Genomic DNA, 6950 nt, shown 5'->3' with positions numbered 1-6950 from the left:
AAGGTCACGCAAACTCCGCCTCGCGGTCAAACTTGCTCGGTCCCCAAACAACGTGACAATGCCTTCCAATCAGTTGCTAGCCCATCTTATTCACCGGGGCTCAGGTTTTGGCTGGCGGATGTGGCGTAAGTTACTGGCCAAGTTTACGGATTTGGGTGTCGAGACCAAACCGAAACCCTCACAGGCTGTGCCACACCCGCCATGGACGACGATACGACCGAGGCGTTCGGCTTTCCAGCGGTTGGCCGCAAGAGGCTGAGTGCCGCCTTCGACGGCGGACGTCTGACCTCGGACGGCGGAGTACTGCTGTTGGCCGCGGCCGAGCGCCGCCTTGGCCTCTGCGACCGGCTCGCTTCGCTGATTGCCGATCCACGCGACCCATCGCGCGTGATCCACCCGCTGGCCGATATCCTGCGGGCTCGCATCCTGGCCATCGCCTGTGGCTACGAGGATGCCGACGACCTCGACCACCTGCGCCAGGATCCCGGCTTCAAGCTGGCCTGTGGGCGGCTGCCGGACACAGGCCGGGACCTCTGCTCGCAGCCGACCATGTCGCGCTGGGAGAACGCGCCCTCCCTGCGCGAGGTGGTCCGGCTGATGCGGGCCATGGTGGACGTCTACTGTGCCAGCTATGCCCGCCCACCCGCGGCCGTGACGCTCGACATCGACGACACCGTGGACGTGGTGCATGGGCGTCAGCAGCTGTCGCTGTTCAACGCCCATTACGACGAGCGCTGCTTCCTGCCGATCCATGTCTACGACACCGCGGTCTCCCGCCCGGTGGCGGTGCTGCTCCGGCCGGGCAAGACGCCCTCCGGCACGGAGGTCCGAGGCCATCTGCGCCGCCTGCTGCGGCAGATCCGGCGCCACTGGCCGAGGACGCACATCACCCTGCGCGGCGATGGCCATTACGGCCGCCCGGAGGTGATGGCCTTCTGCGAGGCCGAGGGCATCAACTTCGTCTTTGGCCTGCCGACCAACGCCACCCTGCGCGGCCTCGTCGAGAAAGCCGCCGATGATGTCCGGACCCGCCGTGCCGAGGAGGGCGTCCCGGTGCTGCGCCGCTACGCCGAAACCTCCTACGGCGCCCGGTCGTGGTCCGCCAAGCGCCGGGTGGTCGCGCGCATCGAGGCCAGCACCCTGGGGCTCGACATCCGCTTCGTGGTGACCAGCTTCGCCCGAGGCAGTGCCGAATGGATCTACGACAGCCTCTACTGCGCCAGGGGACAGGCGGAGAACCTCATCAAGCTGCACAAGACACAGCTCGCCTCCGACCGTACCTCCTGCCGGTCGCCCCTGGCCAACCAGCTCCGCCTCATCCTGCACACGGCCGCCTACTGGCTGATGCTGACGCTCCGCGACCGCATCCCCAAGCCGCACCCGCTGGCCAGTGCCGAGTTCGCCACCCTCCGCCTGCACCTGCTGAAGATTGCGGGCCGCGTCATCGAGACCGCCAGCCGGGTCCGCATCGCCTTCGCTGCCGCATGCCCGCACGCCGTGCTCTTCCGCGGCCTCGCCCGCAGCCTGCTACCCGCCGGACCCTGACGGTCGGGGCGGATGCCCCGTCGAGCCCCTCGTCCTCCAACCCCCAGCGCCGCATGCCCGATCCCGCTCACGCCTTCACAGGCGGATGCGTGCGCATGCCTGGTGCTCAGTTCAGACCCACCCCGTCCCTGCTGCTCTCAGCTGGTGAATAGGACGGGCTAGCAACGGCGTCAGGCACACCAGAAACCTTGAAGGTGTTCAGAATCGCACAGCCGATCTGCACTCCTGCAACCTGACATGCCGATCTCGGACCGACAGGCATACGCTCCCTCGGATTTTGGCTAGTTCGGCTTGGTCTGAATGCTCTAGGGAGGCCAGAGTTCGTGCCTGCATAGGAGTTGCAAGTGCCCAGAAAGCGCGTGTCCACGCCGAGTAGTGCTCAGCGCAGGGAGGATCCGAACACCGGCAACGACCCCGTGCTCGCTCTTTACTGGAACTACTTCTCCGTGGCCCGGCGCGCGTTTGAAATGGTTGAGGAGGCCGAGCGCGCTACCAGGAATGCTAAGGCCAGCGAGCGTGAGGTCCCGTTCGCGAGGTATCAAGCTTTCCTTCCGATGTGGCTCGCTGCGTTGTTCACCACCTGTGAGGGCTTCCGCGCAATCGGCGGCAAAAGGCCAGCCCTTGAGGCTCAGATGGACGAGATCATGGAGCCCCTACGCACGGTGTGGCGGCACACGGTGAACTACCACGATGATGCCACGCAAAAGCAGGGTCGCGCTCCCTTCTACGAACGCAGCGTCGGCTTGCTGCAGAAGGCGGCGGATTTGCACAACGCGCTGATCGCCTTCTTCCACGACCACGTCGTGGCTCTCTCAAGGCAAGCAGCGAGTGACAACCACAAGCACTGATCGGCTGCCAGGAAAACGGAAGCGGACCAGTTGTTAGCGGCCTGGCGGCGTGCCTCCGTAGATGAAAACGACACGCCCGTTTGGTCCACGTCGTGCAACGCATTTCATGTTGATCCAGGTATCGCGCTCCACGGTCTCCTGCAGTACCCAACCGCGAGGACCTGTAGGGGTCTCAACTGGCAGGAAGCCGTTGCGGGCTGGTCCCGTCACGGCCACCCAGGAGGAGACGTAGCCCATGCGTTGAGCGGAGGTCGTTGGCTCCTGGAAGACGAATGTTTGAGCGGACGGGCCGCCCCGGATGCCCCAGCACCGCAGGCCGGGCGCGTTCACGGCGTCGGGGACTGGGCGACCGATGGCCAGTTGCGCCGACGCATCACTAGAGAAGGCCACAAGCAGCACAGCTGCTATCACATGCGCCAACCGCGTTCGTACACACATCATGACATTCTGGGTGCACGGCGCCGGCGCTCGAGTTCAAAGGCAGCCGCATCGGACCCGTTCATCATGAAGCTCGCAGCATCCTCCCCAGGTCGCAAATTGCCGAGTGGTGCATAGCGCTCCCACCGCTGAGCGGCTCGCGCCCGCTGAAAAAAGGGAAGCTGACGATCGTTTCCTGGAGGGCCGCCGGAAACATGCTGATCTATGCGGAAGGCCAGCATATCCAGGACGAGACAATTCCTGACGTCCTGTGGACGCTTGCCCGGTGCAATAGCCGACAGGTAGCACTCGTCGATTGCTGCGATGACACCTGCCATTCCTTGCCGGCCCGAAGCGAAGGTGTAGCGGTCCACAGCGAAGTCGATCATGGCGGCAGCAGCCGGAGTAAGGCCCTCGCGTCCCGTTGCCATTCGGCCCGGCTGGACGCCAGTGGCGAGCGGGACCGATGGACTACTCATCTGACAAGCTGTCAAAGCAAGACAAAGCAGGAGTAAGCTTGAGAGCCGTCCACAGTTAGTTCCGGTTTTCATCTGTGGTTCCACTCCGCTTCAAAGGTATGCTCGACGCTAAAGTACCGTCGGCGTCATCATATGCCGATGCCTCTTGCGTACGATCGTTCGGTAGCGACGTCGGTGCTGCCGGCTTGAGTGCCTCGAACTGCTCTGATCCAGCCGCATAGAAAACGATGCTCCCATCGTGCCGGCAGGCCGTGCGGACGTAACCGAGTAGCCGGTTGACGTCCTTGTAAACCTTCTCCGCGTGTCCGCGGAACGTCAGCATCTGACGGAAGCCAGTGCTCCAGCTCGGGCGTATGAACAGTTCATACTCACCGTCGTCACGCATCAGGACGGCAACCTGCTGGATTGCGCCTCCTTTCGCTATGGAACTCGCGATCTCGTACTCACGGATCGTCGGCCGTGCACGGTCAAGCTGCGGGCTCGTATCCCGTGTTGGCGCGGGTACTGCTTCGATGCGCGGAGAGAGCTCACTGATCTCTGGGATCTCGTTCGCCGGCCGTCGGGCTTGCAAACGCCAATAGCCGTCCACCAACCGGGCGAGAGCTGTATAGCTCAGATCATCTCCTTGTTGCCGAAACATGGCATCAGCGGGACCGAGTGCCCCAGCCATTAGGATCGCGAAGCCACTATCGGCGTCATAGTTCCAGATCAAATGGGTCGATCCGATGAGTTTGCCGACTGACCTGAAAAACACGGCATCTCCGGAAGGGAAGTGCTCACCTTCGAACGAATGGCCGAACGCCGGAGCTCCCTCGAGGGCAGCAGTAGGCTTCACCAGTATGTCTCGACAACCCGCTGCAGCAAGGATGCCGAAGCATCCCGCATGATCTTCGCGCTCTTGGAGAATCATGGCCCTTGCGCAAAGGGAGTGCTCAATAACTGCGTCGAGCACAAGCGCAGCCATTTTGGGCATATCCGGGGCGGCTCCCGTCACATGCGACAGTTCCCGATCCAATCGGCTCTGCGACTGGTATCGTCGGAGTTCGCGAACAAGACGCTCGTTCTCGTCTTGGACCCGCTGAAGATCTTTCCCCAGCTCGTTGCACATCCGCCGATAGTAGATGAGTTCCTTCTCGGCCACGGCGCGGACAGGTGTGTTCATCAGCCCACCCTCGAGTAGGTTGCCAGAACTCCAGTCCAGTCTAGCGGACGACTTCTACCGCCGAGCGGCGCAATCTCGACGCCCGAGTAGAAGCCGAGGAAGGATGTCTCATCCGGCAGCGCCTCGGTCACGACGTCCGCCTCTTCCACCGGCGCCCCACTCATCGCGCTCGCTCGTCCGGCGCAGTCGATGTACAAACGCAGGAACGGTTGAGGTCCACCTTCACGGCTAACCGTTGCTCCGGCGACGCGGCTTCGCGCCATATCCAGCATGATCGTCGGGTCGTTCTGCATGAGTTGCACGAGAGCACCCTCGTAGAAATCAGGCTCGAACAGGGTTACGCTGCCTTTCTCACGGTCCGCAGTGACAATCAGGCGGTTCACGTAGTCGTCCGGCGTGCCACTTTCCCATTGCTCGCCCAACTTCAACCCGAGCGTCATGATCCTGCTCGGATGCCCGGCGGTGTCGGTCAGCGGTGCGTCGAGATGTTCCTCCACGACATCGAGTGCGCGTCGACCGTCCAAGGTGAAAATCTCGGCACCCTCGATGTGGGTGACGGCCATGAAGGAACTGATAGGCCGGGCAGCACGCAGGATGATGGCATCACCAGTCACGCTGCCAGGGAACACCAGAGCCAATGCAGCGTGACGCCTCACTTCACCGTTCAGCAGAATCCAGCCATCCGTCAGGTTGAGGTCCGTCAAAAGGCCTCCGCCCATTGCGGCCATGGCGCCGGGCCACTCGGTCTGGAACCCCTGCATCAGGTATCCAGCCGAGTGCAGCTGCCGCGGCTCGAAGGAGAGTACGCTATCGTAGAGCACCAGCACCGCTGCGTTGGGAGCGTGCTGGTCGCGAATAAGTCGCCCAAGCTGATGCCCGGCTTCGAGATCGCCGTGCGCGAGCATGTCAACACAATACGCCTTTGGCGAGATATCTTCTGCAAGAAATGCAACCATGCCGATCTCTGAACCAGCGCAACTACTGCCTTCTGTGACGATGATGCCGGCACATGCACCGCCAACGACACAGCTTTGCGGATACAAACCAGCGATCGTTTCCAGGATGACTTCCGGCGTATGCTTGCCGCCGCCGAAGACGAGAAGGATGGAAGGACACATCGGCGTTGCGCGGCGTAGTTGTTCGCAGCAACTGAGTGTCACAGCATGCGTCGAAGCTCCCCGTGCACTGACGATGACGATGCCACCGTTCTTTGGGTCTTGTTCAGGAGGCCTGAACCGCCCGCCTGCGGACTTTTCAGTGGGTTCCTCCACTTCCCGAATGTGATCCACGGGGCACATACCCTTCTCAACGTCCTATTTTTGATACTAGGTTATCAACCTGTGATAAGGATGCTCTTTTTCACGCAAAGCTCAAGTTTCCATTAACTGTTGCCTGTTGGTTCCGCACTGAGGTAGTCATTCGCACCGAGACCGGCGCGTTGCTTCCCCAGAGCAGACCAAGGTACATGGCATGTTAACACTGAACATCAGTGAAAAACTACTAAAAATCACGGATGCTGGGAAGCGTGCGAGTTACCGCCCCGGTTGTCATACCCCGACCACGTCTGCTCGCAGTACCATTCCCTTCGGATCCTTGGGGATCACCGCTGAGCAGCATGGTCTGCCTGTAGTTCATCCACAGCATGTGCGTGTCGGCGTTGCCTAAGACGCTGCTCTGATAAGGAAGACGGCACATGCACCTGTCGAGCAGCCCACCAGGCACCCCGACACAGCCCTGCGCGGCGTCGCAGATCATAGTCTGTGGGCTCTACGGTCTCGAGGATCTCGATCGGAAGGTTGCAGACGCTTGCAACAGGGTTCGGCTGCTAGATGGCCACTTCCAGACCATCACTCGACTGGTAACGGAGGCAAGTGGCCGAGGTGATATCGTCATTTGCGAGCGGGTTGAGCAAGAGTGTGCTCGATCAGCCGTAGGTGTCTTCAAGGCTTTGCTTGAGTTGGGGTCTGCAAGAGCTGCGTCTCGTGTGGGCATCGGCCTTAAGGCATCGACGCTAGCGCACTTCCTGCCTCGCTTTCGTGACGAAGCGGCGGAGGAGCACCTGCTGCTAATGGCAGCGTTCGCCGACGAGGTGCTGGCGCACTACCAAGCGGTGGCCCCACGCGACGAGGAAGATGGAGCCTCCCTATGGCTCGAGAGCGATGACCTGCGTGCGCTCACGTCCTCGATCGTTGCATACCTCGGCAAGCGTGAGTTGTTACTGGTATCGCTGGCCACCGCCGCCGAAAGTCACGTTTATACTTCCGTGTGCGAGGTGCCAGGGGAGGCAGAGTACCTCGAGGGGGAGGAGTGGTTAGCAGCGCAGCTTAACCAGCTTGCTCACCAAGACTTTCTTGGCATCGCCGAGTTGCTCGCGTTGGCCGGCATCATCGCTGCATTGGCGCGGCAAGATCCCGAAGCAGCGATCTCGACGTTCGTCGTCATCCTTGGTCTGAAGCTCTGCGATGCCCTGCTGCTCCATCCAGCCATCTGAAGCGTGTG

General features: G+C 61.7%; 6 protein-coding genes. 3 read left to right on the top strand and 3 right to left on the bottom strand.

Translation table 11 applies throughout. The annotated features are described in order from the left end of the window. The first annotated feature begins 201 nt into the window (after positions 1-201). Entirely contained in the window at positions 202-1545 is a 1344-nt protein-coding gene (locus ACFFIC_RS17315; RefSeq protein ID WP_377052591.1) for an IS1380 family transposase, read from the top strand. Positions 1546-1889: 344 nt separating this feature from the next. Further along, on the top strand, positions 1890-2393 hold the full coding sequence (locus tag ACFFIC_RS17310; protein WP_377052589.1) for a hypothetical protein: 504 nt from the start codon (positions 1890-1892) through the stop codon (positions 2391-2393). 437 nt (positions 2394-2830) lie between these two features. On the opposite strand, the gene ACFFIC_RS17305 is transcribed toward ACFFIC_RS17310, so the two are convergent. From ACFFIC_RS17305 to ACFFIC_RS17295, 3 genes are all read right to left on the bottom strand, one after another. After that, a complete protein-coding gene (locus tag ACFFIC_RS17305; RefSeq protein ID WP_377052587.1) occupies positions 2831-3199 on the bottom strand; it encodes a hypothetical protein in 369 nt (122 codons plus the stop codon). 145 nt (positions 3200-3344) lie between these two features. Beyond that, the gene (locus ACFFIC_RS17300; protein ID WP_377052585.1) at positions 3345-4451 is read right to left on the bottom strand and encodes a hypothetical protein; all 1107 of its coding nucleotides are present in this window, start codon (positions 4449-4451) and stop codon (positions 3345-3347) included. Continuing rightward, positions 4451-5740, bottom strand: a complete 1290-nt coding sequence (locus ACFFIC_RS17295) for an FIST C-terminal domain-containing protein (RefSeq protein ID WP_377052583.1) — start codon at positions 5738-5740, stop codon at positions 4451-4453. The genes ACFFIC_RS17300 and ACFFIC_RS17295 overlap by 1 nt, the downstream gene beginning before the upstream one ends. A gap of 404 nt (positions 5741-6144) precedes the next feature. Here ACFFIC_RS17295 and ACFFIC_RS17290 point away from each other — a divergent pair, with 404 nt between their 5' ends. After that, positions 6145-6942 (top strand): hypothetical protein, encoded by a 798-nt coding sequence (locus ACFFIC_RS17290; protein WP_377052581.1) that lies wholly within the window; start codon positions 6145-6147, stop codon positions 6940-6942. The last annotated feature ends 8 nt before the right edge of the window (positions 6943-6950 follow it).

Source organism: Muricoccus vinaceus (genome assembly GCF_042433125.1).
Classification (GTDB): domain Bacteria; phylum Pseudomonadota; class Alphaproteobacteria; order Acetobacterales; family Acetobacteraceae; genus Roseomonas; species Roseomonas vinacea.
The sequence above is the reverse complement of the archived record's forward strand: the minus strand, read 5'-3'. Positions and strand labels throughout refer to the sequence as shown.

Bases quoted from the DNA above. Each gene is read 5' to 3' on its own strand.
- ACFFIC_RS17315 (WP_377052591.1), top strand. From the start codon at position 202: ATGGACGACGATACGACCGAGGCGTTCGGCTTTCCAGCGGTTGGCCGC.
- ACFFIC_RS17305 (WP_377052587.1), bottom strand. From the start codon at position 3,199: ATGATCGACTTCGCTGTGGACCGCTACACCTTCGCTTCGGGCCGGCAA.
- ACFFIC_RS17300 (WP_377052585.1), bottom strand. From the start codon at position 4,451: ATGAACACACCTGTCCGCGCCGTGGCCGAGAAGGAACTCATCTACTAT.
- ACFFIC_RS17290 (WP_377052581.1), top strand. From the start codon at position 6,145: ATGCACCTGTCGAGCAGCCCACCAGGCACCCCGACACAGCCCTGCGCG.